Below are 26,755 nucleotides of genomic sequence, written 5' to 3'. Positions count from 1 at the left end.
GTGAGTAAAAAGAAGCAGTTCCAAGCCCTGTCCGCTCCTAAAGGTGTCCCAGACTATTTCCCACCGCAGTCGGCCGCATTCTATAAGGTGCGCCAGACCATGGTGGAGCAGGCACATCTGTCCGGCTTCCAGCACATTGAGCTGCCCATTTTCGAAGACACCGCGCTTTTCGCCCGTGGCGTGGGCGAGTCCACCGACGTGGTGTCTAAGGAGATGTACACCTTTGCCGATCGCGGCGACCGCTCCGTTACTTTGCGCCCGGAGGGCACCGCTGGCGTGATGCGCTCGGTCATCGAGCACAACCTAGACCGCGGCCAGCTGCCCGTGAAGCTCAACTATTTTGGTCCGTTCTTCCGCTATGAGCGCCCCCAGGCTGGCCGCTACCGCCAGCTACAGCAAGTCGGTGTAGAAGCTATTGGCGTGGACGACCCTGCGCTTGACGCCGAGGTCATCGCTTTGGCAGACCGTTCCTTCCGAGCGCTGGGGCTTAGCGGCTTCCGCCTCGAGCTCACCAGCTTGGGCGATCGCAATTGCCGCCCGGCTTACCGCGAGAAGCTGCAGGAATTCCTCTTTAAGCTCGACTTGGATGAAGAGACCCGCCACCGTGCAGAGATCAATCCTTTGCGCGTGCTGGATGACAAGCGCCCGGAAGTCCAGGAGCAGCTTGCCGACGCCCCCTTGATGCTCGACCACCTCAATGACGAATGCCGCGAGCACTTCGAAACCGTTACCGGCATGCTGGACGATATGGGCGTAGCCTACGAGATTAATCCCCGTATGGTCCGCGGCTTGGACTACTACACCAAGACCTGCTTCGAGTTTGTCCATGACGGACTTGGTGCTCAGTCCGGCATCGGTGGCGGTGGCCGCTACGACGGGCTGATGGCCCAACTAGGCGGTCAAGACCTATCTGGTATCGGCTACGGTCTAGGTGTCGACCGCGCCCTGCTGGCGCTGGAGGCTGAGGGCATCACCCTCGATGGCGTGGAGTCCCGCGTGGACGTCTTTGGCGTTGCACTGGGTACTGCCGCCAAGCGCACGATGACCACCCTGATCAACGACCTCCGCAAGGCCGGAATCTCTGCGGATATGTCCTTCGGAGACCGTGGCCTGAAGGGCGCGATGAAGGGCGCCGACCGCGCCGGTGCACGCTTCGCGCTGGTCTTGGGTGAGCAGGAGCTAGAAAATGGCACGGTTGCGCTCAAGGACCTTGCCGCCCATGAGCAGCACGACGTAAAGGTTTCTGACCTAGTATCCGTACTTGCTCGGGAAATGAACGCCGAGGCATAGATTTCTTTGGTCGGTGGGCATCGCGCTTAGGCGCGGTGCCCACTTTTTATGCCCGCCAGAAAGAGGTCAATTACCTTTTCCTGAATATCCGGTTGGTAGGCCTCAATATCAACCTCGCGGGGTCGTGCCAAGCTTAACAGTCCCACAATGAATTCGAGGTGGGTAACGCCGGGGCCAATCTCGCCTTGCTCTTGGCCTAGCTGAATGAACCGTCGGCCGTTGCGCTCTAGGAGGTCGCGCTGGGCGGTTAATTCAGGGCTAAGAGAGTCCAAATCCTGAGGGACGAACGCAGGGATGAGTGTGTTTAGTCCCATGGTTAGGATATGGGTGGCGTAGGTCCGGACGTAGTCTTCTCCAGAATGCGTGGAGTTTTCAAAGTCCGCGATGAGGCGCTGTTGAAACTTGGCAAAGGCATCACCCATATATTCCGCGCACGCGCGGATAAGGCTCGCGCGGTTGGGGAAGTTGCGGTAGACCGTAGCCACACTTACGCCAGCCTGTGTAGCCACCTTATCCAAAGCGACATCATCGCCGTGGGTACGGAAGAGCTGGCAGGCCGCAGCGATAATGGCGGTGCGGCGGTGGAGGGCATCTGCGCGCATGGAGTCCTTTTTAGCACTCCACCTGCGAAACGCTAAAGCCCATGGTCTTGGCCAATCCGCCCAGAGAGGTCTCCTTGTACTTGGAGAGCATATCGCGGCCGGTTTCAGCCATGGTTTGTACTGCATTATCCAAGGTCACGTGGTGAGTGCCTTCGCCCATTTTGGCCATACGCGCGCCGTTGATGGACTTTACCGCGCCAATGGCATTGCGCTCGATGCACGGAATTTGCACCAATCCGCCCACTGGGTCGCAGGTAAGGCCCAGATTATGCTCCAGAGCAATTTCCGCGGCATTTTCCACCTGCGCCGGGGCTGCCCCAAGCAGCTCCGCCATGCCTGCGGCGGCCATAGCAGAGGCCGAACCCACCTCGCCTTGGCAGCCAACCTCGGCTCCGGAGATGGACGCGTTTTCCTTGATAATCATGCCAATGGCACCGGCGGTCAGTAGGTACCGACGGGCAGTGGAACGGGTGAAGTCTGCGCGGAAATCGCGCGCATAATGCAGTACCGCTGGAATGATGCCGCACGCGCCGTTGGTAGGTGCAGTAATGACGCGGCCACCGGCAGCGTTTTGCTCATTAACCGCCAAGGCGTACAGGTTAACCCACTCCATGGCGGAGAAACCGCAGCTGGTATCGTCTTGGTTTTCTAGCAACTGGGTATACATCTTCGGGGCACGGCGTGCCACACGCAGGCCACCTGGAAGAAGGCCCTTGGTGGAAATACCCTCAGTCACACATTCACGCATGATGTCCCAGACCAAATCAAGGTGGCGCAGAACGTATCCCGCTCCGCCTTCATCGCGGTGCAAGGCCTCCTCGTTGGCAAGGACGAGCTCCCAAATTGCTTTGTCATGAGCCTCGCAGAGGTTGAGCAATTCTTCGCCCGTGGTGAACTTATAGGGAACGGAGTCATCTACATGGGCGGCGGCTACGCCGGCAGGAACTTCATTGCTTTCGGCGACTTCCGCATCGAGCTCGGCGCGGGAGAGAATAAAGCCGCCGCCGACAGAGAAGTACTCTTCCTTCTCTGCGAGGAGGTTGCCGCTGTCATCCCAGGCGCTAAAAATCATGCCATTCGGGTGCTGGGGCAGAGGTTCGTTATCAAAGACGATTTCATAGTCCACCGTGCCCCGGGGGCCGGAAATGGTTCCCTCGCTAGGGATAAAGCCGCCCGCGTGAGGTTCGGCGTCGATAGGCACGCTCAGCGGATCCCAGCCGGCGAGCCCAAGGATGACGGCGCGATCGGAAGCGTGGCCACGGCCAGTGGCGGAAAGCGAGCCGCGTAACTCCGTATATACCTTGGCTGGGTGCTTCTCTAAGGAATCGAGGAATTGCCTAGCCGCGCGCATGGGGCCGACGGTGTGCGAAGAGGAAGGGCCAATGCCGATGGAGAAGATGTCCGTGACGCTAATTGTCATAGTTAAGCTGTGCCGAACCTTTCTGAAGGGATAGCTATAGGGTGCTTGCTGTGCCGTTATTGGGGTCAAGCTGGACCCAAAGGGTAGAGGCAGATTTTATGTGACCAGGGTAGCGAAAGTCACACCTTCTATCAATCGCTGTCTATGCGTAGCGCTGCTCGCGTTGTGGCTTATTTGCCGTACCCATTCAGGAGCTTGTCGAGGGGGATGAAGTTCTCCTTTGCTAGCCGTACGGTGGAGCGGCCTCCCAACCCAGTGAGATCGCCGGCAATTCCTGGCACCCGGTCCCGCGGGGTAACGATCTGGTCAGCCAGCTGGATGGCTGAGCGCTCAATTCTGGAGGCAATGCGCTCGCCCTCCGGAGTGCCTAGGTCTTCTGCGGCCTGAAAAACACCCGTCGGCACGATGTTTGCGTGCAATTGGTTAAATAGCGGGCGGAGCGCGTAGTCCAAAATGAGGGCATGGCGCGAAGAACCGGCCGTCGCTGCGATGATGGTGGGAAGGTTGTCGAGGGCATGGGGCTCCAAGGTGTCAAAGAACATCTTGAAAAGGCCCGAATAGCTGCCTTGGAATACAGGGGTGACGGCGATGAGTCCATCGGCATCGGCAACTTGCTGCTTGGCTCGAGACAAAAGGGGCGTTTGCGCAGTCTGATCGGTCATGGCGGTAGCTAGTTCGAAAGCGAGATCGCGGACCTCAATGACATCGATTTCGGCTCCTTCACCGCGCGCGGAGATTTTGGCGCGGGTGGCTTCTGCGAGCATGTCCGCCAACCTGCGAGAGGAAGACGGCTGCGAAAGGCCAGCTGAGACAACGAGGAGGGAGCGCATAACTAGTTTTCCTTTCCTGGGCTGACCTGAAGGTGCGAAGGATGAGGCGCAGAGAGCAAGCTTGCGTGCGTCGGCGGGTCAGAAGGCACGTGGCTCGGACGGCGCTGCTCAAAGCGGCGTCGCAGCTCGGGGACAACCTGCGTGCCTAGGATTTCTATCTGTTGGAGGACTACTTCTTGTGGAAGTCCCGCGTGATCGATGAGGAATAGCTGGCGCTGATAGTCACCGGCCCAGTCAGCGAAGCTGAGGGTCTTTTCAACTACCTGTTCCACGGTGCCGACGGTCAGTGGAGTCTGCGCCGTGAAATCCTCGAGGCTTGGCCCGTGGCCATAGACTGGGGCGTTGTCGAAGTAGGGGCGGAAGAAGTCTTTAGCTTCCTGTTCGGTATCGCCGATGAAGACTTGGCCGCCAAGTCCGACGATTGCTTGGTCCGCTTGACCATGGCCATAGCTTTCAAAGCGACGGCGGTAGAGGTCCACCAACTGAGCGGTGTGCTCCTTATTCCAGAAGATATTGTTGTGGAAGAAGCCATCGCCGTAGTAGGCCGCTTGTTCTGCGATTTGCGGCGAACGAATGGAGCCGTGCCAGACAAAGGGCGGAATTCCATCCAGCGGTGCCGGAGTTGCGGTAAACCCTTCCAAACCCGCACGGAACTTTCCTTGCCAGTTAACGACTGGCTCGCGCCACAGCCTGCGCAGCAAGTGGTAGTTTTCAATAGCCAAAGGAATGCCCTGCTGGATGTCTTTGCCAAACCAGGGATAGACCGGGCCGGTATTTCCGCGTCCGAGCATGAGGTCTACGCGGCCGTCAGCAAGGTGCTGCAGAAAGGCATAGTCCTCTGCGATTTTTACCGGGTCATTGGTGGTAATGAGCGTGGTCGCAGTAGATAGCTGCAAGCGCTCCGTCTGCGCGGCGATATAGGCCAAGTGCGTTGTAGGAGAGGACGGCACGAAAGGTGGGTTGTGGTGCTCGCCGGTAGCAAAGACATCAAGGCCGACCTCTTCGGCTTTAAGCGCAATTTCCGTTAGGTTGCGGATGCGCTCAGCCTCATTGGGTGTCTTTCCTGAGATGGGGTCAGTAGTTAAATCCCCGATAGTGAAGATGCCGAATTGCATGGTTGCCTTTCTATGCGGTGCACAGGAGTAAAGATAGACGCCGTGCCGACTGCGGAAAAGCCGACTGCGGGAGAATTATTCCCATTCTAGGGCATCAAAAAGTGCCGGTAGATCGGCCGGTGCAACGAGGCGCAGGGGCCTCTCAGTGACCTTGCCGTGTTCCGTGATGACCGCTGCGCATGGGCGATGTCCTTGGTTGTCGGTTTCTGAAAGGGCGTCCACCGTTTCCTGCACGCTGACTGTGCGGGCAAGAAAGATAGCGCGATCACTGGGTTCTTGATATTCCACGATGTCCGCGATGTCCGCCGCATCGAGCACGTGATTATCGCTGAGGTCCCCGGCTACCCATCGCGCAATGGTGTTGGTGGTTAGCAAAGCGGTGAAGCGGCCCTCATCGTAGATGGGGATTTGGGAGAAGTCCTTATCCTTTATGACGCTAAATGCCTCCATGATGGATGTGGCAGACGTCAAGGTGAATACCTTTTGTGGCTGCAAAACCTGAAGCGTGTCGGGCGGGGACACCACTATGTCTCGGAGAGCCGAAATCTGCTTAACCACTGCTTCGTGCGGTTCAGCGATGGGCTCTGATTTGTAGTAACGCCCGTGGGCAATGGCATTGCGTAGGTTGGAAAAATCTTTGAGTGCCTCGGCTTGCTTGCCAGAAAGCATGTGTTTGTCTCGTGCCTTGTCTACTATCCTCCAAAAGGAATCTGAGTTCTCAGCGTTGAGAGCCGAGCGCAAGTGTTGCTCTATGTCGTTGAATGCGGCCAGGAATGCAGTTGCTCGGTGCGCGGTCATATGGGCCAGTGTAGAGAAGGGGGCGTCGCCAAGCAGGGCGTTTGTCCAAGCTACCCAATGGAAAATCCGCTAGCCCCGGCTCGATGGCCGGTGCGGCTAGCGGATGAAATGGGGAGTGTCGAGGATATGCGGCGCTGAGCTATCCCTAGAAGACTACGCGCAGCACAGATACGGTGATGGCAGCGATGACTGCCGCGGCGGGCAGGGTGATGACCCACGCCAAAGCGATAGGCTTCATCAGGTTCCAATTAGCTGCCTTGTTGACAATGCCCACGCCCAGCACGGCGCCGATGAGGATGTGGGTGGAAGAAACCGGAAGGCCCAAGATCGATGAACCCATCACCACAGCGGCGGCGGCAAGCTCAGCAGCGAAGCCGGAGGAGGGGTGCATTTGGGTTAGGCCCGAGCCCACGGTCTGAATCACGAAGCGGCCGATGAACCACAAGCCAGAAATCAGGGCGACACCCATGGCAATCATGACGGCAACCGGCACGGCAGCCTCATCGCTGACTTGGTCGGTCTTGAGGACGTCAATAACCGCAGCGAAGGGGCCAATGGCATTGGCGATGTCGTTGGAACCGTGGGAGAAGGCGAAGGCGGAAGCGGTAAATACCTGCATCCAAGAAAAGAGAAGGAAGGTGGACTTAGCCAGCGACTTCTTTTTCAGGGAGCGGGCGAAAATGAAGACGGCCATCCACACTACTGCGCCGACCATGCCCATGACCAACAGGTTCTGAAGGACGCTGAAATCGAGTCCGGTGTGCTTGAGGCCCTTGAACATCACCATGGCGGAAATGATGATGGCACCGATGGCGGCTAGTACCGGTACCCAGCTCTCCAGGGCGCGGTGAGCCTTGACATTATCCATGTCCTTGTTGAGGTTATACAGATCGCGGTAATACTCGGATTCCAGCTGATCCGGATCAAAGTCTTCTTCTGCCACCAAGGCGGCGTCCCGGGCCATGGCGTTGGTGTAGCTGATCTGCTGGATTTCATTGAGGCGCGAAAAGCGAGACTTGTGCTCTTGGCGCAGCTCCGCACGACGGGTCTTGATTTCACGCAGCTTCTGGTCTGCTTCCTCGTTGTAGACCAAGATGGAGGTCTTAATCCACTTGAACAGGATGAACGCAGCGAGACCGCCGAGAACAGGGGAGAGCACCCACGAGATGGCAATAGTGCCAATCCCGCCCCACTGCACCATGTCCAAGCCACCCTTGCCGGTGATGAAGCCAACGGTGAGCGCGGCGCCGACGATGCCGCCGACGATGGAGTGGGTGGTAGACACTGGCCAACCCATACGGGTGGCAACGAGGAGCCAGATGGCCGCACCCAAAAGGGACGACATCATGATGTAGACGAACTCCATGGGGTCGAGCCCATCGATGGCGTCAAGGTCGACGATGCCAGAACGCACGGTATCGGTGACCTCGCCGCCGGCGAGGATGGCGCCAGAGACTTCGAAGATGGCGGCGACAACGAGGGCCTGCTTCATGGACAGCGTACCGGCACCTACGGAGGTACCGAAGGAGTTGGCAACGTCATTGCCGCCAATATTGAAGGCCATGAAAAGAGCGAAGATAATGGCGGTGCCAAGGAGGATAGGCTTAGAGCCATCGACGTAGTCGTGGCCCCAGATCATAAAACCGATGAGGGTAACGGCGGTAAGGCCGCCAAAGATGGCGTGCCAAATCCAGTCGTTGCCCTTGCCATTGACGGCCTCAATGTCCGTCATCTGGGTGGTAGGGGTAGACACAGGAAGAACCTTTCAGGAAAAGCGTGCACGAGAGGGATGACCGCGCTTCTCAGCGTGGTTAAGAGGATTCTCAAAGGAAATTCTTATGTAGAGAATGCACACTCAGACTAAAGGCCCTAGGTGTCAGGAAAGTGAACTCAAGATGTGGAGTTCGTGAAAGCAATGTGGCTATTTGTGAACATAATGGCCGCCGCTCTCGGCGACGGCCACGTTGAGAGTTTTAGCCGCGGTAGGCGCCGCGCTCCAGGGTGTCGCACTGGGACATCTTGCCAGAGTTATATCCGGCGAGGAATGCCTTCTCACGCTGTTCGGAGGAACCGTGCGTCCAGGAATCAGGCTGGACCTGGCCGCCGGAGCGGCGCTGGATATTGTCATCGCCCACCGCCTGGGCAGCCGCGACAGCGTCTGAGACCTGTTCCTTAGTAATCGGCTCGAGCAAGGGGTTATCGCCCTTGTCGGCGTAGGAAGCCCACAGGCCTGCGTAGCAGTCAGCCTGGAGCTCGATCTTCACCGCGTTGGAATCGGCGCCTGGGTCGTCATAGTCCGACAGGCCGAGGGTGCCCTCAAGGTTTTGAATGTGGTGGCCGAACTCGTGCGCCACGATGTACATGCGGGCCAAGGGGGCATTTTCCGCGCCGAAGTTGCGCAGGGAATCAAAGAACGCGGTGTCGAAATAGGCGGACTCATCGCGCGGGCAGTAGAAGGGGCCGGTAGAAGAAGAGGCCGCGCCGCAACCGGTATTAACGCCGCCGTGGAAGACCACGCGCTCCGGCTCGGTGTATTGGATATCGGCCTGTTCCGGCAAGACCTTGGACCAGACGTTGTCTACGCTGCGACCGGTGAACTCAACGAGGCATTCATCCTTGGTGTTGCCATCTTCTGCAGTTTCGCATTCGGGGCTTTCGCCTTGTGCAGCGCCGTCGGATTGGGTCTGCTCGCTGCCCAGAATTGAGCCCAAGTCTGAGGGATTGCCGCCCAAGAGGAGGAAAAGGCCTACTAGAACAATCGAGCCGACGCCACCGCCAATGGCGATACCACCGCCACCACCACCCGAACGCGCTTCTTTGCCGCCGAAATCGGCACCTGATCTAAAAGTCATGCCTAAATAGTGCCACATGGTCCCCTCATACACTGGATGGAGATTGTTGCAAAGAAGCCGAAGGAGGGAAACGGGGGTTCTTCTGCGGCCTTCAGGGTTAGCTTGCGTCCACCTAACTGCGCTCCGCGTACCGGTAGGGATGTAGAATTGTGCGCGTTCCTAGTCTTGTGCTTGGTTTGGCGCGCGCTGTTTACGCGTGGCGGGACCCGCAAGTGACACAATTTTCAGAAGGGATTGAACAACAGTGCTGCGTACCCACTTAGCAGGTGAGCTCCGCAAAGAACTCGCAGGAGAGACCGTCACCCTAACCGGTTGGGTTTCCCGCCGCCGCGATCACGGTGGTGTGATCTTCATTGACCTGCGCGATCGCTCCGGCATCGCCCAGGTTGTCTTCCGTGAATCTGACGTGGCGGAGCGCGCCCACGACCTGCGTTCCGAATACTGCGTTAAGGTCACCGGTACCGTGGAGCCTCGCCCAGAAGGCTCAGAAAACCCCAACCTGCCGTCCGGTGAAATTGAGGTCAATGTCGCGGATCTTGAGGTTTTGAATAAGTCCGCAGCGCTGCCGTTCCAAATTGATGATCCTTCCACCTCGGGTGAGGTAGGCGAGGAGACTCGCCTGAAATACCGCTACCTGGACCTGCGCCGCGAGCGCCAGGCACAGGCACTGCGCCTGCGTTCTGCAGCCAACCGCGCGGCCCGCAAGGTGCTGGATTCGCATGACTTTGCTGAGATCGAGACTCCAACCCTGACCCGGTCCACCCCGGAGGGTGCGCGCGACTTCCTGGTTCCAGCACGCTTGAAACCAGGCACCTGGTATGCACTGCCGCAGTCCCCGCAGCTTTTCAAGCAGCTGCTCATGGTCTCCGGCATGGAGCGCTACTACCAGATCGCGCGTTGCTACCGCGATGAAGACTTCCGCGCTGACCGCCAGCCGGAGTTTACCCAGCTGGACGTGGAGATGTCCTTTGTAGACCAGGACGATGTCATCGCCTTGGCGGAAGAGATCGTCACCGAGCTGTGGAAGCTCATCGGCTACGAGATCAAGACTCCGATCCCGCGCATGACCTACGCCGATGCGATGAAGTACTACGGTTCCGATAAGCCGGACCTGCGCTTTGACATCAAGATTGTAGAGTGCACCGAGTTCTTCAAGGACACCACTTTCCGCGTCTTCCAGAACGAATACGTCGGCGCCGTGGTCATGGAAGGCGGTGCCTCCCAGCCACGCCGTCAGTTTGATGCTTGGCAGGATTGGGCTAAGCAGCGTGGCGCCAAGGGTCTGGCCTACATCACCGTGGGCGAGGACGGCACCTTGGGCGGTCCGGTAGCTAAGAACATTACCGACGCCGAGCGCGAGGGCATTGCAGAGCACGTCGGCGCTAAGCCGGGCGACGCCATCTTCTTTGCCGCCGGTGACACCAAGTCTTCCCGCGCCCTCCTGGGCGCTGCCCGTGGCGAGATTGCCAAGAAGCTGGACCTTATCAAGGAAGGCGACTGGGCCTTTACCTGGGTTGTAGACGCTCCGCTCTTTGAGCCTTCCGCTGATGCGACCGCTTCTGGTGACGTCGCCTTGGGCCACTCCAAGTGGACCGCGGTTCACCACGCCTTTACCTCTCCGAAGCCGGAGTACCTGGACAACTTTGACCAGAACCCGGGCGAGGCGCTGGCGTACGCCTATGACATTGTCTGCAACGGCAATGAGATCGGCGGCGGCTCCATCCGTATCCACCAGCAGGACGTGCAGAAGCGCGTCTTCGACGTCATGGGAATTGGTGACGAGGAGGCTCAGGAGAAGTTCGGCTTCCTGCTCGATGCTTTCCAGTATGGCGCCCCACCACACGGCGGCATCGCCTTCGGCTGGGACCGCATCGTCTCCCTGTTGGGCGGCTTCGACTCCATCCGCGACGTCATTGCGTTCCCGAAGTCCGGCGGCGGAGTGGATCCGCTTACCGACGCCCCTGCGGCAATCCCTGCCGCACAGCGTAAGGAGACCGGCGTAGACTACAAGCCGGAAAAGAAGAAGGAACAGGAAAAGTCTGGTTCCACTGCGGGTGAAACCGCTGAGGAGAAGTAAGCAGAAGGCTTAAACCTCAGCCTTTCAGGCGCACCGTGCGGGGCACATCGTAGTCCGCGGCAATTTCGCTGCGGGCGAACTTGTGACCCCGCTTTGGTGTGAGGGGGCATACTGGATAGAACTATGGTTGATAACGAAGCTGTGCTATCACCCGAGGACGTCATCAAGGCCGCCTCGGAGATGCTGTCGCGCCGTTTTGGTGGGACCCCGGAGATGTCGAGCGTGGAGCGCTTGGACGGTTCCGGCAATGCAATGGTCCTGCGCGCCAGGATTGCCCCCGGAGCCTTCCTGCCGCACCGCTCGGTAGTCATTAAGTACAACCCGGTCACCGGCTATGGCGTCGACGATGCCGCGATGCTGCGCGAGGTGGTGGCTTATCAGTTCACCACCGCGTTATCTGAGGACGTGCGCCCCGGACCCGTACTTCTTGCCCACGATCTGGAGCAGCGCATTATCGTGTTGACGGACTTGGGTGAGGGCGAAACGCTTGCCGACGTCCTTGTACAGTCCACCGATGATGATCGCGTGCGGGTGCTGCGCTCACTGGGCAGTGCGTTGGGGCACATGCACGCTGGAACCGCGGGCCACGAGCAAGATTATGAAACCCTGCTCAATAGGATGCTGCGCAAGAATCCGGACTTGGCCCCGCACCAGTCCGTGCGCGATGAGGCGCTGGAGCGCTCCATTGGCATCGGGCTCGACTTGCTGGATAAAGCCGGGCTGGAGGCACCGGCCAGCTTCCGGGATCTTGCGGGTCAAGCCGCACGCTCCCTGGCATCCGGCAAGGACCGAGCCTTTACTCCCTTCGACCTTTCACCGGATAACATCATTGTGTCCCAGCGCCTGCACTTCTTGGACTATGAATGGGCAGGGTTCCGCAATGTTGGCTTCGACGTAGCCTGCGTTATCGCCGGATTCCCACAGTTCCTCTTCTCCAAGCCGATTACGGACGAAGAGGCAGATATCTTCATCTCTGCTTGGTCTCGTGCCGTATCTGAGGTGTGGCCGCTATTTTCCAATGCGGACGAAATCCACGGCCTGATCGTGGCGTCGCTCATCGGTTGGGCGCTATCGAGCGTGACCACGATGCACGCCGGCGGCATTGAAGGTCTGGTTGCGCTTGCCAGGGGAGAAGCCGAGGTCGTCCACGATCCGCAGCGCTCCATCTTGCGCCCTGCTGACCACGGTCCGTTCACGGAAGATGAATTGCTCGTGCGCCGCGACCTCTATGAAACCTTTGAGGCGCTATCCCGATATGCCGCGCGCTGCGATGGCCCCGCCTGCGCGCCCATCGCGGAATTTGGCAGCGCCATTGCGCGCCGCTTGGATGACGAATAGACAATCACGATGTGCCCGCACGCTTTTAGGAGGTAGCTTTCCAGTGTCTCAAGACTCATTATTTGGCGGGCCCACTCCGGACCGCAGCGCGTCGCCGCTGCCGGGGAAGAACCTTTTTGCCACCCACGCTGGGTCCCCACTGGCGGCGCGCATGCGTCCCCAAAACCTCGATGAAGTGGTCGGACAAGACCATCTTCTGGCGCCCGGCAAGCCATTGCGCCGCCTCGTGGAAGGATCAGGAGAGGCCTCCGTCATCTTGTACGGGCCGCCGGGCACCGGCAAGACCACCATTGCCTCGCTCATCGCCAGCCAAATGGGGCAGAACTTCGTGGGCCTTTCCGCGCTTGATTCGGGCGTCAAGCAGGTCCGCGAGGTCATCACCCACGCCCGGCAAGAGCTCATTCATGGCCGGCGCACGGTGCTGTTCATTGATGAGGTACACCGATTTTCCAAAACCCAGCAGGACGCACTCCTCGCAGCCGTGGAAAACCGCACGGTACTGCTCGTCGCGGCAACGACGGAAAACCCTTCCTTCTCCGTCGTCGCGCCGCTTTTGTCTCGTTCGCTGCTGTTGCAGCTGCATTCGCTCAGCGACGATGACTTGAGGGGCGTCGCCAAGCGCGCGCTAGAAAGCGACCGTGGCCTAGGCGAGCGCAAGATTCGGATTACCGATGAAGCCTTGGACCAGTTGGTACTCCTCGCCGGCGGCGATGCGCGGCGCACGCTGACCTATCTCGAGGCCGCGGCAGAGGCGGTTGACGATGGCGGGGAGATTACCCCACAAACGGTCACGGACAACGTCAATAAGGCGGTGGTGCGCTACGACCGCGACGGCGACCAACACTACGACGTGGTTTCCGCGTTCATTAAGTCCATTCGCGGCTCCGATGTCGACGCTGCGCTGCATTATCTCGCCCGCATGGTAGAAGCCGGGGAGGACCCGCGCTTTATCGCCCGGCGGCTCATCGTGCACGCCTCCGAGGACATCGGCATGGCCGATCCCACCGCGCTCCAGGTGGCCGTGGCGGCGGCCGAGGCCGCTCAGCTCATTGGCATGCCAGAAGCCCGAATTCCGCTGGCGCAGGCCACCATTCACCTGGCCACCGCGCCAAAATCGCCCTCGGTCATCTCTGCCATCACGCAGGCCCAAGCCGATGTAGCCGCCGGCAAGGTGGGCCACGTGCCACCGCACCTGCGCGATGGGCACTATGAGGGCGCCAAGCGGATGGGAAATGCCGTGGGCTATGTCTACCCCCACGATGATCCCCGCGGCGTTGTAGAGCAGCAGTACCTGCCCGATGAGCTGGAGGGTTCGGTTTACTATGAACCCACCGATCACGGGGCTGAGAAGCGTGTTTATGACTATATAGGCCGCTTGCGCAGCATTATTCGCGGCAAGCGTGGTCCAGGCAAAAACGCTCGCCGGCCGCGCTGATCCCCACCGATGGGAAATCGCTGTGCAGCGAAGGGTAGAGTTGGGCGGGTTAGAAACTTCTTGATAGAAGATGAAAGCTCAGACAGTTAGGATTGTTGCTCGTGAAGACTCATGAGATCCGGGAACGGTTTACCCAGCACTTCGTCAATTCTGGTCACGAGGCAGTACCAAGCGCCTCGCTGATCCTGGATGACCCTAACCTGCTTTTCGTTAATGCCGGCATGGTTCCGTTTAAGCCCTACTTCCTAGGCCAGCAGAACCCGCCCTTTGCCAAGGGCCTTGCTACTTCCATCCAAAAGTGCGTGCGCACCTTGGACATTGATGAGGTGGGCATTACCACCCGCCACAACACCTTCTTCCAGATGGCCGGCAACTTCTCCTTCGGCCAGTACTTCAAGGAAGGCGCCATTACCAACGCCTGGACCTTGCTTACCGGCTCCGTTGATGAGGGCGGCTTTGGCCTAGACCCAGAGCGTTTGTGGGTTACGGTCTACCTCGATGATGACGAGGCCGCCGAAATTTGGCGCGACAAGATCGGTGTTCCAGAAGAGCGCATTCAGCGCCTCGGCATGGAGGACAACTACTGGTCCATGGGTATCCCTGGACCCTGTGGCCCGTGCTCCGAGATCTATTATGACCGCGGTCCTGAGTACGGCAAGGACGGCGGCCCGATTGCCGATGACAACCGCTACATGGAGATCTGGAACTTGGTCTTCATGCAAAATGAGCGTGGCGAGGGCATTGGCAAGGGCAACTTTGAGATCGTCGGCGAGCTGCCCAAGAAGAATATCGATACCGGCCTGGGCATCGAGCGCGTGGCCTGCATTTTGCAGGACGTAGACAACGTCTATGAAACGGACCTGCTGCGCCCAGTTATTGACGTAGCTGAGGAGCTTACCGGCGCCACCTATGGTGACAAGGCCTCCCACGAGGACAATATCCGCTTCCGCGTGGTAGCTGACCACTCCCGTACCGGCATGATGCTTATCCTGGATGGCGTGACCCCGGGCAACGAGGGCCGCGGGTACATCCTGCGCCGCCTGCTGCGTCGCATTATCCGTTCCGCCAAGCTGCTGGGTGCTAAGGGCGCCACCATGGAGCGCTTCATGAATACGGTCATGGATACCATGACCCCGTCCTACCCGGAGATTGCCGACAACCGCGAGCGCATCCTGCGCGTTGCGGTTAGTGAGGAAAAGGCCTTCCTGAAGACCCTCGAGTCCGGCACCCGCCTCTTCGATGATGCCGTACAGGAGCTCAAGTCCACCTCCCGCGCGAAGACCGCAAAGGTCCTGCCGGGCGAGAAGGCCTTTGAGCTGCACGATACCTACGGTTTCCCCATCGACTTGACCTTGGAGATGGCCCAGGAGGCCGGCCTTGAGGTCGACATGGATGGCTTTAACGACGCCATGGGCGAGCAGCGCCGCCGCGCCAAGGCCGATAATCAGGCCAAGAAGCACGGCCACACTGACCTTTCCCTCTACCGCGATTGGGTGGACAATAACCCCACCGTCTTCACCGGCTTTGAGGAGCTTACTTCCGACGCCCGCGTGATCGGCCTCGTCCGCGGTGGCGAGAAGGTCGATCAGGTGCACGAGGGCGAGCAGGTTGAGGTCATCTTGGACCACACCCCGCTGTACGCCGAAGCTGGCGGCCAGATGGCAGACCGCGGCCGCATCATGGCCGGCGAGTCTTTGCTGGAGGTCAACGACGTTCAAAAGATCGGTAAGAAGCTGTGGGTACACAAGGCTACGGTTACTGCCGGCGGCCTTGACTTGGGCATGTCCGTTGAGGCGGCCGTTGACGAGCAGTGGCGCCATGGTGCTACGCAGGCGCACTCTGCTACGCACCTCATTCACGCCGCACTGCGCCAAGTGCTTGGCCCCACCGCCGTCCAGGCCGGCTCCATGAACCGCCCGGGCTACCTGCGCTTTGACTTCAACTACACCGAGCAGCTCAGCCAGGCACAGCTGGAAGAGATTGCATTGATCACCAACCAGGCAATCGACTCCAACTTTGCCGTGAATACCATTGAGACCTCCCTGGAGGAGGCCAAGGCCATGGGCGCTATGGCGCTATTCGGTGAGAACTACGGCAAGGAGGTCCGCGTAGTAGAAATCGGCGGACCGTTCTCCATCGAGCTCTGCGGCGGCACCCACGTTGCTTCCTCCGCTGAAATCGGACCGGTGTCCGTGCTCGGTGAGTCCTCCGTTGGCTCTGGTGCTCGCCGCATCGAGGCCTACTCCGGTTTGGATGCTTTCCGTTACTACTCCAAGGAAACCGCCTTGGTAGAAGGCGTGTCCCGCGAGCTGAAGGTACAGACCGAGGATCTGCCGGAGCGCATCGCGCAGCTGTCTGAAAAGCTCAAGGCAGCGGAGAAGGAAATTGAAACCCTACGCAAGCAGCAGCTGGCTGCACGTGCCTCCGAGTTCGTCGGCGCTGCTAAGGACATCAATGGATTCAAGGTCATTGCGCTGACCTTGCCGGAAGGCACCACTGGAGGAGACCTGCGCACCGTTGCAACGGACCTGCGCAACCGCCTGCGCGAGGAAGAAGCCGTCATCGTCCTGGGCGCCGAAGACAAGGGCAAGTTCCCATTCATCGCGGCAGCCACGGACAAGGCTGTTGGCCGCGGCGTAAAGTCCGGCGACATCGTCAAGGAGTTTGGACAGTACGTCGACGGCCGTGGTGGCGGTAAGCCGGATATGGCCCAGGGCTCTGGCTCTACTGCAGCCGGCGCTGAGCGCGGCTTTGCAGCCGTCAAGGACATGCTCGAGTCCCTGTAGGAGTTCGACCGTGGCAAAAGTGGAACCAGATAGCCCCGGAGTTGATGACCCGGGGCAGGGCCGCCGGCTCGCGCTCGATGTCGGCACGGTGCGCATTGGTGTGGCAGTGTCCAATAGGGAAGCCACGCTTGCCACCCCAGTGGAGACCGTGCACCGGGAAACCGGGTTCAAGGACCGCGATAAGGGCGATATTGACCGCATCCTGGAGCTCATAGATTCCTATGATGCAGTTGAAGTTGTCGTTGGCCTGCCACGGGACTTGCAGGGAAATGGCTCCAAAAGCGTAAAACACGCTAAAGAAATTGCGTTTCGGATCCGCCGTCGGTTGAATCGAGATGCAAATATAGATAAAGTTCCACCACCAGTACGTTTGGCTGATGAGCGTCTGACCACCGTGGCAGCAACCACCGCGCTGCGCGCGTCCGGCGTGTCCGAGAAGAAGGGCCGTAAAGTCATCGACCAAGCAGCAGCGGTGGAGATATTGCAGACTTGGTTGGATGGGCGCGCGAGCGCGCTACGATCCCATGATGCAATAGACCAGCCTTCAGACTCAGGAGACTAAAACACGTGAGCCGTAACCAAGAACGCCTCGGCCGATCGATGGAGCCGAAATACGTCAAGCGCCGCCAGCGCGGCATTGCCGTTGTCATTGCGTCCATCATCGTCATCCTTGGCGCCCTTATCTACATCGGATTCCGCCTCGGCAATACCTCCGCCGATTATGAAGGAACCGGCAACGGTACCACCCAGCTGGTGGAGGTGCCGGAAGGCTCGTCCATGTCCGAGCTCGGACCTGCATTGGTAGAAAAGAATGTGGTGAAGACGCAAGACGCTTTCGATTCTGCTGCGTCGATGAACCACGGCGCGAGCCAAATCCAGCCGGGCTTTTACCGCCTACAGGAAGAAATGAGCGCGGACGCGGCAGTCGAGGCATTGCTGGATGAGAATAACCGCGTGGACATGCTCGAGGTCCAAGGTGGCGCCACCTTGGAGGACGTCAAGGTTGTGGGCGGAGACGTCCGCTACGGCATTTACTCCCTGATTTCTGAGGTCAGCTGCAACGATGGCAACTGCCTGAAGAAGGAGGACTTGGAAAAGGTTGCGGCGGAAACCGACCCTGCCGAGCTGGGCGCACCGGAGTGGGCCTTGGACGCCATCAATAAGCGCGGCAATGATCCCAAGCGCATTGAGGGCCTTATTGCCCCAGGCCAGTATGTCCTCGACCCCAACATGGAGGCCAAGGATATCCTCAAGGACCTCATCACCCGCTCCACCAAGCGCTACAACGAGACCAATATCGAGGAACGCGCCCAGGCTATCGGCTTGAGCCCTTATGAACTGCTCACCTCCGCTTCCTTGGTGGAGCGCGAGGCTCCGGCGGGCGAGTTCGATAAGGTTGCCCGCGTTATCCTCAACCGCTTGGACGAGCCAATGCGCCTGGAGTTTGACTCCACCGTGAACTACGGCTTGGAAGACGTTGAGCTGGCCACCACCGACGAGGCCCGCGGCGAAAAGACCCCATGGAATACCTACGCGAAGGAAGGCCTACCAGATACCCCGATTGCTTCTCCTTCGGACGATGCAATCAAGGCCATGGAAGAACCGGCTGAAGGCAACTGGAAGTTCTTCGTCACCGTGGACAAGGAGGGCACCACCGTCTTCTCCGATTCCTACGATGAGCACTTGGGCCGCGTCGATGACGCCATCCGCTCCGGCGTGCTTGACTCCAAGCGCGAAGGTGAGGGCGCTGGTTCCGGCAACGGCGACGCCGCTGCCGAGCAGCCCGCCCAGTAGAGTCGCGACAACCACAAAGAGGTAGAACACCATGCCACGTGCGGCGGTCCTTGGTAGCCCCATCAAGCACTCCTTGTCTCCGGTGCTCCACAATGCTGGCTACGAGGCCGCCGGGCTGGCCGGTTGGGACTACACCCGCTGTGAAACCTCGGCGGAGGGGCTGCCGGAATTGGTGGCGGCAAGCGACTCAGAGTTTGTTGGTTTCTCCGTGACCATGCCCGGCAAGTTTGCCGCCCTCCGCTTTGCGGACACCGTAAGTGACCGGGCCCAACTGATTGGCTCAGCAAATACCTTGGTGCGCAGGGCTGATGGTTGGTATGCGGACAATACCGATACCGAGGGCGTACGCGGTGCGCTCGCCGAACTTCTGGGGGATGATCCAGCAGCTCATGCGCTGCTCATTGGTGCTGGGGGCACCGCTCGTCCCGCGTTGTGGGCGCTTTCCGAGCGCGGGGTGAAAAAGGTTACGGTCCTCAACCGTTCCGACCGCAGCACCGAACTTTTGCCGCTCGCGCAGAACCTAGGGCTGGAACTTTCCTTTGTTAGCTTCGACGGGGACTTATCCGCGCTGGCTCGCGCTGCCGATGTCATTGTGTCCACCGTTCCAGCCGCGGCGGTGAAAGACTATGTCTTTGACCTCGCCCACGCACCGGTGCTGGACGTCATCTATGATCCCTGGCCCACACCGCTGACCACGTGCGCGGCGGCCAATGGCTACAAGACCGTCGGCGGGCATGTCATGCTCGCGCACCAAGCATTTAGCCAGTTCGAGCAATTTACCGGGGTGGCCGCCCCGCGGGAAGACATGCTGAAGGCATTGAACCAGGAGCTGCAGAAGCGGTCGCAGACGACTAAGTAGGAGGGGCGTCGGCAAGCGCGGCCTGCAACCCCCGTGCCGTAAAAGCTGCAGATTTCGCCATGTAGACATTGGCGCCCAGCGCTTCTTCACAGCGTGCCTTAGGGTGATCCCCGTGTTAATAGTCGGGGGAATTATTTATGGTTTGTGGGCAGCAGCCTTGTCTTGGTGGGATATTCGGCAGCGCCGATTGCCAGACTGGCTGACGCTTCCAGCTGCGGTGCTCTCGCTTGCCCTTGCCAATTGGAGTGGGCTGTGGTGGCCAGGGATGTACCTCGTGCTGGGGCTGGCCCGTGCAGGCGTGGGCGGAGGCGACATAAAACTCGCCTGGCCCCTGGGAATGCTGGTGGGGCATGTGGCCGGGTTTATGGGCGTGGTAGCGGCAAGCGGCAGCGCGTCCCTCCTGACTCTTATGTGGTCGGTGTGCAGTGGGCAGAAGGAGAGCCCGCATGGTCCTGCAATGTTGCTAGCGGCAGCGGTCGTTATCGCATGTGCGCACCCTCTTTGAGGGGGTGGAAGAATATATTGCGGGGGCCAAGTTGGTACTGGATTGGCCAGGCCGTGCGATAATACCCGCATGCTTCGTTGGACTACTGCAGGTGAATCCCACGGCCAAGCTCTTATTTCGATGCTGGAGCATATGCCCGCTGGGGTTCCTATTACCCGCGCCGATATTTCCCATCAGCTTTCCCGGCGCCGCCTAGGCTATGGCCGCGGTGCCCGTATGAAGTTTGAGGCTGATGAGGTCACCGTGCTGGGTGGAGTCCGCCACGGGCTTACCTTGGGTAGTCCCATCGCCATCATGATTGGCAATACGGAGTGGCCCAAGTGGACCACCATCATGTCGGCCGATCCGCTGGATATGGACGATGAAGAAACCATCAAGGCGATGAACTCCGGCCGCGGTGCCGCCTTGACGAGGCCGCGCCCAGGGCACGCGGACTTTGCCGGAATGGTGAAGTACCGCCACAGGGAAGCACGCCCCATCCTCGAGCGATCCTCTGCGCGTGAGACGGCGGCGCGAGTGGCCGCAGCTACCGTTGCGCGCAATTTCCTGCGCGAGACCCTCGGCGTCGAGGTTCTCTCCCACGTGATTTCCATTGGCGCTTCCGAGCCTTATGAGGGGCCTGCGCCAGCGTTCGCGGACATCGAGGCTATCGATGCCTCGCCGGTCCGCGCCTGCGATAAGGCGGCTGAAGCCTCCATGATCGCGGAGATTGAGGCCGCAAAGAAGCAGGGCGATACATTGGGCGGCATCGTTGAGGTTGTGGTCGATGGCCTGCCTATCGGCCTGGGCTCGCATATTTCCGGCGATGACCGCTTGGATGCCCAATTGGCCAGCGCATTGATGGGTATCCAGGCTATCAAGGGCGTGGAAATTGGCGATGGTTTTGCCGAGGCCCGTCGTCGCGGTTCCGCTGCCCACGATGAGATGGTGCGAACCGAAGAAGGCGTATCCCGCCTTAGCAACCGTGCAGGCGGACTCGAAGGCGGCATGACGAACGGTCAGCAGCTGCGCGTGCGGGCGGCGATGAAGCCGATTTCTACCGTTCCGCGTGCCTTGCGCACTATTGATATGGAGTCCGGCGCTGCAGCTACTGCCATTCACCAGCGCTCCGATGTGTGCGCGGTACCGGCGGCGGGCGTGGTGGCAGAAGCAATGGTTGCCCTCGTCCTTGCGCGCGCCGTGCTAGAAAAATTCGGTGGCGATAGCCTCGAAGAAACCTCTGCAGCCATCGCCACGTATGATAAATACGTTTCGGACCGCCTTGCTTTTGACCAGGAGTAAGTTATGACCACCCCAACCGCCGTTACGGGCCTGCCCCGTCCACGTGTTGTTTTGGTTGGCCCGCCAGGTGCGGGTAAATCCACCATTGGCCGCCGCCTTTCCCACGCCTTGAGCTGCGAACTGGTGGATTCGGATCACCTTATTGAGCAGGCTAAGGATAAGCCGTGCGGAGAAGTTTTTAGCGAGCTGGGTGAACCAGACTTTCGTGTGCTTGAAGCCGAGCACGTTGCTGCGGCGCTGCGCACTGGTGGAGTCGTTAGCCTCGGCGGCGGGGCAGTGCTGACGGACGCCACCCGTGAGCTGCTGGAGCGCCATACCGTCATCTTTTTGGATATTTCCCCTGAAGAAGGTGCACGGCGGACGTCCGGGGATAGCAATCGGCCGGTTCTCGCAGCCGCAGATCCCCTTGAGCACTACCGCAACCTTGTGGAGGCGCGGCGCCCCTATTACCAAGAGGTGGCCGATTACCGGGTACGCACCGATGCCCGGACCCCACAGCAGGTAGTAGGCGATATTCTCGGCTTCCTCGATACCCTGTAGATTCTCCGCAGCGCTACCACTAGTTCCTCGCCATGCTGGCTTGGCGGCGAACGGAAAGGACCATCATGCCCAGCATTGCCGTTAATGGACCACAGCCCTATGAAGTTCGCATTGGTGCCGATCTCAACCGGGACATCGCGCAGCGCTGCGCGCAGATTGGTGCAGGCCAGGCGGGCATTATCTGCCAGCCGCCGCTGCGTGCCGCGGCCGAGCGCTTAGCGGAACTCGTCGCCGCTGAGGGGGTGGAGCCTACGCTTATCGACGTCCCCGATGCCGAGGCCGCCAAGCAGCTCAGCGTCATCGGTAGCGTATGGGATCAGCTGGGGGAGAAGGGCTTTAACCGCCGTGACGCCATCATCGGCCTCGGCGGTGGCGCCACCACCGATTTGGCGGGGTTCGCTGCGGCCGGGTGGATGCGCGGCATCAAGGTCATTCAGGTGCCTACCACGCTATTGGCCATGGTTGACGCGGCCGTCGGCGGCAAAACCGGCATCAATACCGCGGCCGGCAAGAACCTCGTTGGCGCCTTCCACGAGCCAGATTCTGTGTTTGTGGATCTCGAGCGCCTCGATACCCTGCGTGCGGCGGAGATCATTGCTGGCTCGGCAGAAATCATCAAAACCGGATTCATCCATGACCCGGTGATCCTTGAGCGCTATGACAGTGACCCCGGCGCATGCGTGGACCCGCAGGGCTATCTTCCAGAATTGATTGAGCGCTCCATCGCGGTAAAGGCCGCGGTGGTGGGCGAGGACCTCAAGGAATCGGGCCTGCGGGAAACGCTCAATTACGGTCATACCTTTGGCCATGCGGTGGAGCGCCATGAACAGTATCAGTGGCGCCATGGCAACGCGGTGGCGGTGGGCATGATGTTTATCGCCCACCTGGCGCATGCGCGCGGCCTCATTGACGCGGAACTCGTGGAAAAGCACCGCAGAATCCTGCACAGTATTGGGCTCCCGACCACGTATAGGCCGGGCCAGTTCGCGGACCTGTATGAGGCAATGACCCACGATAAGAAGAATCGCGACGGAAAGATCCGGTTTGTAGCCTTGACCGGGGTGGGCGAGACCACCCGCCTCGAAGGCCCCAGTACGGAAGAGCTAGAGGCGGCCTACGCCGCGATTTCGGAGTAGAAATGAAGATTATTGTCCTCAACGGCCCGAACTTGAACCGCTTGGGAAAACGCCAGCCGGATGTCTACGGCTCGACCACCTTGGCTGATGTCGAGCACATGATTGCCTCGCGCGCCGCCGCGCACGGTGCAGAGGTAGAGTGCTTCCAGTCCAACCATGAGGGCGAGCTCATTGAGAAGGTGCATGCCGCCGCGGATGCGGGCCACCCGGTAATCATCAACCCCGGCGGTTTTACCCATACCTCAGTGGCCCTGCGGGATGCCCTGGCAGAGGTAGCCGATGGCGCCGGATTCGTAGAGGTGCATATCTCTAATGTGCATGCGCGCGAGCCCTTCCGGCATCATTCCTATCTCAGCCCAATCGCCCGCGGCGTCATCGCCGGGTTGGGGGTCTTCGGCTACGTGGCGGCAGTGGACTACCTCTGCCAATAGGCACCCCACGAACGGGCTGAGCGGCAGCCGGCTAGAAAGAAATCCGTCCAACTGCGGGGGCAGGGTCGATATACTGGGTGGATACTTTCTACACCGCAGTCGACCCAGAAGGATGAAATCATGGCTTTGGCAGATACCCGTTTTAGTGACCGGCGCCGCAAGCTTGCCGCGGAACTAGCCGGCCAGCGCATCGATGCCGTTCTGGTCACCCACCTCACGCACGTGCGCTATCTGTCGGGATTCTCCGGCTCGAATGGCGGGCTACTTTTGCGCAAGGACCTTACCGCGCAGGTCGCTACCGACGGCCGGTACACCACGCAGATCGCCCGCGAGGTCCCCGATCTGGAGGCTATCCAAGGCCGCGCGGTAGGAAAGGTGCTCCTGCAGCAATTTGCCGATGTCGAGGGTCCGGTTCGAGTCGGTTTTGAAGCCGACTACCTCTCGGTCTCTGAGCTAAAAGACCTAGAAGAGTCCGCCCCGGAGTCGGTCACCTTGGTCCCTATCGCTGGGGTCATTGAAAAAATTCGCTTGGTCAAGGATTCGCTCGAGCTAGAGAAGCTGGAAGAGATTGCTGCGCTGGCTAATCAGGCGCTGGAGGATCTGCTCGCTGCCGGTGAGTTGCGTGCCGGCCGCACCGAGCGCCAGGTGGCTGCCGATTTGGAACACCGGATGCGCATGCTCGGCTCGGAGCGAGTGAGCTTCGATACCATCGTTGCGTCCGGCCCGAACTCGGCGATGCCGCACCATGGTGCCGATGACCGGGTCATCGAGGACGGTGACCTAGTGACCATCGATTTCGGTGCCCACCTGCGCGGATTCAACTCCGACTGCACCCGCACCTACGTCGTGGGTACGGCGAATGACTTTGCCAAGGAAATCTATGATGTGGTGCTCCGCGCCCAAAAGGCAGGCGTGGCAGCGTCGGTGCCGGGCGCTAAGCTTGCCGACGTCGACGCCGCCTGCCGCGATGTCATCTCCGCCGCCGGCTATGGCGACTACTTTGTGCACTCGACGGGCCACGGCGTGGGCCTAGACGTCCATGAGGCTCCATCCGCGGCACAGACCGGTAAGGGCGAACTCGCCGCCGGCATGACCCTGACCATCGAGCCGGGCATCTATGTGCCAGGCAAGGGCGGCGTGCGCATCGAAGATACCCTCATCATCACCGATGGCGCCCCGAAGATCATCACCGCCGCGACGAAGGAGTTTACTGAACTGCCCGCCTAGTGGGCCAGAACCTTAGAGTTAAGCAGCTGGGCGACATTACGGTTGCCCAGGTGCGTGAGGTGATTGAAGAGGTTGTGCGGTACGGAGTACTCCCACTTGCCGGAAACCCAGCGGGTGCTGTCCGGCGCGCACATGCCGTGATCAATGGAATCGGCGCGTAGGTCGTAGTACTGCACGCCGTTTGCGCGGGCTGCCTTGTACATGGCGCTATTAACCTGGTCCTCGCCGGTGCGAACCAAGCCCGCGTAGTCCATGTTGAAACCGGCTTCAGAGGAACCCGGTGCGGAGGTACGCAGCGGGCAAACCGCGCCATTGCGGGCGGAGATGGCGGGATAGCCTACAACGGTGATGTGGGCATTCGGGGCAGCGTGGCGGACCCGCTGGATCGAATTCTTCATGCCGTCGTAGTAAGGGTTGGAAGAAGAAAGCGATGGGCGCACGATTTCCTGGAAGTCATTAGCGCCGAATTGAATCAAAACGTTTTTCGTTTGGCCATTGAGATCATTATTAGCAATGGCTCCGTTGATCTGCTCATTGAAGTCCTTGCGGTGCGAGTGGCCGGCGGCCTTCGCCGCAGAGCATGCGTAGTTGGCTACATGCTGACCAGAAACACGGCCCAGCTCGCGGCCAACGTTGCTCTGACCCTGCGGGCAGCCCTGTGGGGATGGTGCGCCTGGAGCGTCTTCGATGCCGTGGGTGGCAGACGAGAGCGTAGTGCCCGCCGAAGGGGACAAGCTCGAGGTCGTGCCAACTTGGCCATAGGTTGGGTTGGCGAAAACAGAATCGCCGAACATCACGGTCTGGGCGTCTGCTGCCATGGCCTGCGGAGCGGACAGTGCTGCTACGGCTGCGCCAGTAGCGGTAGCCGCGGCGTAGAGCTTCTTGAGAGGCATCGCAAAAATCCTTGGTAGGTATGTGAAAAATCAATTAAGCAAAGCCTTATCGTACAGCGAGTTATTGCTGGATAAAAACCTTCGATTGTTCGCGTGTCTGATGGTTTAGGGCAGGCGGCGGGCCCCGAAAGTCACTCCGCTGGTAACTGTGGGGAAGAAATGGGGGACCGGTAATACCCCAAGGGGCAGTTGTCCGGTAGGCTTAAACATTGTTTTCAACCTTTAGTCCACAATTTTCGGGAGTTTAACCGCAATGGCTGATACTACTGATTTCAAGAACGGTCTCGTTCTGAAGATCGACAACAAACTGATGCAGATCGTTGAGTTCCAGCACGTGAAGCCGGGCAAGGGCCCAGCCTTCGTGCGTACCAAGCTCAAGGATGTTGTCTCCGGTAAGACCGTGGACAAGACCTGGAATGCTGGTGTTAAGGTAGAGACCGCTACCGTGGACCGCCGCGATATGACCTACCTGTACAACGATGGCACCAGCTACGTTGTTATGGATGAAAAGACCTTCGAGCAGTACGAGCTCCCGCCGGAGAAGTTCGGCGATGCCGCTCGCTTCCTGCTGGAGAACATGCGTGTTCAGGTTTCCTTCTACGAGGATGAGGCACTCTTTGCAGAACTGCCTATTTCCGTAGACCTTAAGGTCGAGCACACCGAGCCTGGCCTGCAGGGCGACCGTTCTTCCGGCGGCACCAAGCCTGCCACCCTGGAAACCGGTGCTGAGATCCAGGTTCCGCTGTTCATCGAGATCGGCAACGTTCTCAAGATCGACACCCGTACCGGCGAGTACCTCTCCCGCGTTAACAACTAGGGCATCTGACTGTGTCTGATAACACCCCTAAGCGCGATATCAACTACAAGCGGCACACCGCGCGGTACCGTGCACGTCGTCGTGCCGCCGATATCCTCTACGAAGCAGAAAACAGGGACGTTGACCCCGTTGCCATCGTGGAGGATCGCATCGCCTTGGCACGTGAGGATCGCAACGCGGTAGCGCCTGTGGCCGAATACACGCAGGTGATTGTTAAGGGCGTAGCCGAAGAGCTGGATGCCATCGATGACACCATCTCTCGCTTCCTTGCCGAGGACTGGGAACTGCACCGCATTCCGGCCGTTGACCGTGCGATCCTGCGCCTGTCGGTATGGGAGCTGCTGTTCAACCCGGATATTCCCACCGCTACTGCGGTCGTGGAAGGCGTGGAGATTGCCTCCCAGTATTCCAACGATCAAGCGGCGCCATACATTCACGCTGTGTTGGATGACGTTGCACAATCCCGTTCTGCGGAAAACCCGATGTCCGCAGAACACCAGGGTAGCGATGCGGATACGGACGGCGAAGATTCGACCGACGAGGAGCCGCTAGACTCCGAGAACGCGGATGATGCGGCCGAGGATACTTCCGCATCCACCGCTTCGGACTTCGCTGCCGCGGCCGATGACTCGGCTGTAGCAGACCGTTCTGCGCAGCAGGACCCCACTGCGGAATAGTCAGGTTTAGACTGGCCCGCATACTTAAACCGCCCGCCCAGCTCGATGGTGA

General features: G+C 59.8%; 24 protein-coding genes. 16 read left to right on the top strand and 8 right to left on the bottom strand.

Annotated elements, in window-relative coordinates; all coding sequences use genetic code 11:
* Positions 1–1,290: a histidine--tRNA ligase gene (gene hisS / locus MHK00_RS04265; protein ID WP_250410615.1), complete on the top strand. Its 1,290-nt coding sequence runs from the start codon at positions 1–3 to the stop codon at positions 1,288–1,290.
* Positions 1,291–1,316: 26 nt separating this feature from the next.
* Here hisS and MHK00_RS04260 read toward each other — a convergent pair whose 3' ends face one another.
* From MHK00_RS04260 to ypfJ, 7 genes are all read right to left on the bottom strand, one after another.
* Positions 1,317–1,892 (bottom strand): TetR/AcrR family transcriptional regulator, encoded by a 576-nt coding sequence (locus MHK00_RS04260; RefSeq protein ID WP_250410613.1) that lies wholly within the window; start codon positions 1,890–1,892, stop codon positions 1,317–1,319.
* Positions 1,893–1,902: 10 nt separating this feature from the next.
* A complete protein-coding gene (locus tag MHK00_RS04255; RefSeq protein WP_250410612.1) occupies positions 1,903–3,312 on the bottom strand; it encodes an L-serine ammonia-lyase in 1,410 nt (469 codons plus the stop codon).
* Positions 3,313–3,482: 170 nt separating this feature from the next.
* Complete coding sequence (locus MHK00_RS04250; protein ID WP_005324961.1) at positions 3,483–4,142, bottom strand: FMN reductase; 660 nt, start codon at positions 4,140–4,142, stop codon at positions 3,483–3,485.
* Positions 4,143–4,144: 2 nt separating this feature from the next.
* Positions 4,145–5,257 carry an LLM class flavin-dependent oxidoreductase gene (locus MHK00_RS04245; RefSeq protein ID WP_005324960.1) on the bottom strand — a complete coding sequence of 371 codons (1,113 nt, stop codon included), beginning with the start codon at positions 5,255–5,257 and terminating at the stop codon, positions 4,145–4,147.
* Positions 5,258–5,332: 75 nt separating this feature from the next.
* Positions 5,333–6,055, bottom strand: a complete 723-nt coding sequence (locus tag MHK00_RS04240; RefSeq protein ID WP_250410611.1) for a CBS domain-containing protein — start codon at positions 6,053–6,055, stop codon at positions 5,333–5,335.
* 145 nt (positions 6,056–6,200) lie between these two features.
* Complete coding sequence (locus MHK00_RS04235; RefSeq protein ID WP_250410668.1) at positions 6,201–7,787, bottom strand: inorganic phosphate transporter; 1,587 nt, start codon at positions 7,785–7,787, stop codon at positions 6,201–6,203.
* A 241-nt stretch (positions 7,788–8,028) separates the two neighbouring features.
* Positions 8,029–8,907, bottom strand: a complete 879-nt coding sequence (gene ypfJ / locus MHK00_RS04230; RefSeq protein ID WP_005328496.1) for a KPN_02809 family neutral zinc metallopeptidase — start codon at positions 8,905–8,907, stop codon at positions 8,029–8,031.
* Positions 8,908–9,151: 244 nt separating this feature from the next.
* Here ypfJ and aspS point away from each other — a divergent pair, with 244 nt between their 5' ends.
* From aspS to MHK00_RS04165, 13 genes are all read left to right on the top strand, one after another.
* Positions 9,152–10,984, top strand: a complete 1,833-nt coding sequence (aspS, locus tag MHK00_RS04225; protein WP_250410609.1) for an aspartate--tRNA ligase — start codon at positions 9,152–9,154, stop codon at positions 10,982–10,984.
* 123 nt (positions 10,985–11,107) lie between these two features.
* Entirely contained in the window at positions 11,108–12,322 is a 1,215-nt protein-coding gene (locus MHK00_RS04220; protein ID WP_250410607.1) for a protein kinase family protein, read from the top strand.
* Between the two features lie 43 nt (positions 12,323–12,365).
* A complete protein-coding gene (locus MHK00_RS04215) occupies positions 12,366–13,757 on the top strand; it encodes a replication-associated recombination protein A (protein ID WP_005324949.1) in 1,392 nt (463 codons plus the stop codon).
* A 101-nt stretch (positions 13,758–13,858) separates the two neighbouring features.
* The gene (gene alaS, locus MHK00_RS04210; protein ID WP_250410605.1) at positions 13,859–16,543 is read left to right on the top strand and encodes an alanine--tRNA ligase; all 2,685 of its coding nucleotides are present in this window, start codon (positions 13,859–13,861) and stop codon (positions 16,541–16,543) included.
* A gap of 10 nt (positions 16,544–16,553) precedes the next feature.
* Positions 16,554–17,105 carry a Holliday junction resolvase RuvX gene (gene ruvX / locus MHK00_RS04205; protein ID WP_005324945.1) on the top strand — a complete coding sequence of 184 codons (552 nt, stop codon included), beginning with the start codon at positions 16,554–16,556 and terminating at the stop codon, positions 17,103–17,105.
* Between the two features lie 38 nt (positions 17,106–17,143).
* Positions 17,144–18,337, top strand: a complete 1,194-nt coding sequence (gene mltG / locus MHK00_RS04200) for an endolytic transglycosylase MltG (protein ID WP_034668418.1) — start codon at positions 17,144–17,146, stop codon at positions 18,335–18,337.
* A 31-nt stretch (positions 18,338–18,368) separates the two neighbouring features.
* On the top strand, positions 18,369–19,196 hold the full coding sequence (locus MHK00_RS04195) for a shikimate dehydrogenase (RefSeq protein ID WP_250410603.1): 828 nt from the start codon (positions 18,369–18,371) through the stop codon (positions 19,194–19,196).
* 103 nt (positions 19,197–19,299) lie between these two features.
* The gene (locus MHK00_RS04190; RefSeq protein ID WP_366512257.1) at positions 19,300–19,701 is read left to right on the top strand and encodes a prepilin peptidase; all 402 of its coding nucleotides are present in this window, start codon (positions 19,300–19,302) and stop codon (positions 19,699–19,701) included.
* Positions 19,702–19,770: 69 nt separating this feature from the next.
* Positions 19,771–20,982, top strand: a complete 1,212-nt coding sequence (aroC, locus tag MHK00_RS04185; protein ID WP_250410599.1) for a chorismate synthase — start codon at positions 19,771–19,773, stop codon at positions 20,980–20,982.
* Positions 20,983–20,985: 3 nt separating this feature from the next.
* Positions 20,986–21,522: a shikimate kinase gene (locus MHK00_RS04180; protein ID WP_250410598.1), complete on the top strand. Its 537-nt coding sequence runs from the start codon at positions 20,986–20,988 to the stop codon at positions 21,520–21,522.
* A 65-nt stretch (positions 21,523–21,587) separates the two neighbouring features.
* The gene (gene aroB, locus MHK00_RS04175) at positions 21,588–22,658 is read left to right on the top strand and encodes a 3-dehydroquinate synthase (RefSeq protein ID WP_250410596.1); all 1,071 of its coding nucleotides are present in this window, start codon (positions 21,588–21,590) and stop codon (positions 22,656–22,658) included.
* Between the two features lie 2 nt (positions 22,659–22,660).
* The gene (gene aroQ, locus MHK00_RS04170) at positions 22,661–23,089 is read left to right on the top strand and encodes a type II 3-dehydroquinate dehydratase (RefSeq protein ID WP_150850852.1); all 429 of its coding nucleotides are present in this window, start codon (positions 22,661–22,663) and stop codon (positions 23,087–23,089) included.
* A 120-nt stretch (positions 23,090–23,209) separates the two neighbouring features.
* Entirely contained in the window at positions 23,210–24,316 is a 1,107-nt protein-coding gene (locus tag MHK00_RS04165) for a M24 family metallopeptidase (protein ID WP_250410594.1), read from the top strand.
* Here the strand turns inward: MHK00_RS04165 and MHK00_RS04160 are convergent.
* Entirely contained in the window at positions 24,313–25,209 is an 897-nt protein-coding gene (locus tag MHK00_RS04160; RefSeq protein WP_005328481.1) for a GDSL-type esterase/lipase family protein, read from the bottom strand. The genes MHK00_RS04165 and MHK00_RS04160 overlap by 4 nt on opposite strands.
* Before the next feature lie 253 nt (positions 25,210–25,462).
* Here MHK00_RS04160 and efp point away from each other — a divergent pair, with 253 nt between their 5' ends.
* Positions 25,463–26,026 carry an elongation factor P gene (gene efp, locus MHK00_RS04155; protein ID WP_005324919.1) on the top strand — a complete coding sequence of 188 codons (564 nt, stop codon included), beginning with the start codon at positions 25,463–25,465 and terminating at the stop codon, positions 26,024–26,026.
* 38 nt (positions 26,027–26,064) lie between these two features.
* Positions 26,065–26,703 carry a transcription antitermination factor NusB gene (gene nusB / locus MHK00_RS04150; protein WP_436232067.1) on the top strand — a complete coding sequence of 213 codons (639 nt, stop codon included), beginning with the start codon at positions 26,065–26,067 and terminating at the stop codon, positions 26,701–26,703.
* The last annotated feature ends 52 nt before the right edge of the window (positions 26,704–26,755 follow it).

Source organism: Corynebacterium tuberculostearicum, assembly GCF_022347385.1.
Lineage (GTDB): Bacteria > Actinomycetota > Actinomycetes > Mycobacteriales > Mycobacteriaceae > Corynebacterium > Corynebacterium tuberculostearicum_M.
Note: the sequence above shows the minus strand (reverse complement) of the source record. Positions and strands in the feature narration are given on the sequence as shown.

Excerpts from the sequence above, each read along its gene's own strand:
- MHK00_RS04165 (WP_250410594.1), top strand. The coding sequence starts at position 23,210 with ATGGCTTTGGCAGATACCCGTTTTAGTGACCGGCGCCGCAAGCTTGCC.
- MHK00_RS04160 (WP_005328481.1), bottom strand. The coding sequence starts at position 25,209 with ATGCCTCTCAAGAAGCTCTACGCCGCGGCTACCGCTACTGGCGCAGCC.
- MHK00_RS04195 (WP_250410603.1), top strand. The coding sequence starts at position 18,369 with ATGCCACGTGCGGCGGTCCTTGGTAGCCCCATCAAGCACTCCTTGTCT.
- MHK00_RS04180 (WP_250410598.1), top strand. The coding sequence starts at position 20,986 with ATGACCACCCCAACCGCCGTTACGGGCCTGCCCCGTCCACGTGTTGTT.
- MHK00_RS04250 (WP_005324961.1), bottom strand. The coding sequence starts at position 4,142 with ATGCGCTCCCTCCTCGTTGTCTCAGCTGGCCTTTCGCAGCCGTCTTCC.
- mltG (WP_034668418.1), top strand. The coding sequence starts at position 17,144 with ATGGAGCCGAAATACGTCAAGCGCCGCCAGCGCGGCATTGCCGTTGTC.
- aroB (WP_250410596.1), top strand. The coding sequence starts at position 21,588 with ATGCCCAGCATTGCCGTTAATGGACCACAGCCCTATGAAGTTCGCATT.
- aroC (WP_250410599.1), top strand. The coding sequence starts at position 19,771 with ATGCTTCGTTGGACTACTGCAGGTGAATCCCACGGCCAAGCTCTTATT.
- aroQ (WP_150850852.1), top strand. The coding sequence starts at position 22,661 with ATGAAGATTATTGTCCTCAACGGCCCGAACTTGAACCGCTTGGGAAAA.
- MHK00_RS04255 (WP_250410612.1), bottom strand. The coding sequence starts at position 3,312 with ATGACAATTAGCGTCACGGACATCTTCTCCATCGGCATTGGCCCTTCC.
- MHK00_RS04220 (WP_250410607.1), top strand. The coding sequence starts at position 11,108 with ATGGTTGATAACGAAGCTGTGCTATCACCCGAGGACGTCATCAAGGCC.
- MHK00_RS04240 (WP_250410611.1), bottom strand. The coding sequence starts at position 6,055 with ATGACCGCGCACCGAGCAACTGCATTCCTGGCCGCATTCAACGACATA.
- ypfJ (WP_005328496.1), bottom strand. The coding sequence starts at position 8,907 with ATGACTTTTAGATCAGGTGCCGATTTCGGCGGCAAAGAAGCGCGTTCG.
- MHK00_RS04260 (WP_250410613.1), bottom strand. The coding sequence starts at position 1,892 with ATGCGCGCAGATGCCCTCCACCGCCGCACCGCCATTATCGCTGCGGCC.
- efp (WP_005324919.1), top strand. The coding sequence starts at position 25,463 with ATGGCTGATACTACTGATTTCAAGAACGGTCTCGTTCTGAAGATCGAC.
- MHK00_RS04235 (WP_250410668.1), bottom strand. The coding sequence starts at position 7,787 with ATGACGGACATTGAGGCCGTCAATGGCAAGGGCAACGACTGGATTTGG.
- MHK00_RS04245 (WP_005324960.1), bottom strand. The coding sequence starts at position 5,257 with ATGCAATTCGGCATCTTCACTATCGGGGATTTAACTACTGACCCCATC.